The sequence below is a fragment of the Bradyrhizobium uaiense genome, from assembly GCF_010811875.1.
GTDB lineage: Bacteria > Pseudomonadota > Alphaproteobacteria > Rhizobiales > Xanthobacteraceae > Bradyrhizobium > Bradyrhizobium uaiense.
On record NZ_VKHP01000818.1, the window covers coordinates 1 to 247 of the forward strand.

At 69.2% G+C, this 247-nt stretch carries 1 pseudogene; it reads right to left on the reverse strand.

Annotated features, from left to right (window positions below):
* A pseudogene (locus tag FNJ47_RS55165) lies at positions 1 to 222 on the reverse strand (hypothetical protein); the annotation flags it as partial.
* Between the last annotated feature and the right edge of the window lie 25 nt (positions 223 to 247).

The following is a 247-nucleotide window of genomic DNA, read 5'->3' on the forward strand; positions in this document are numbered from 1 at the left end:
AAGGTGCCGGTGGTGTGCGCCGAGCAGGCGCCGGAGGCGATGGCCGTGATCGAGGCGGAGGCGAATCGCATGCGCGCGCCGCTGCATGCGGCCGGCCAGCAATGGCACGTTGGCGTCGAGCGCGGCCTTCTCGCCGGCGATCGCCGTCAGATTGTCGCCGAGGAATTCCATGTGATCCATGCTGACCGGCGTGATCACCGCGGCGAGCGGCGTCTCGACCACATTGGTCGAATCCAGCCGGCCACCG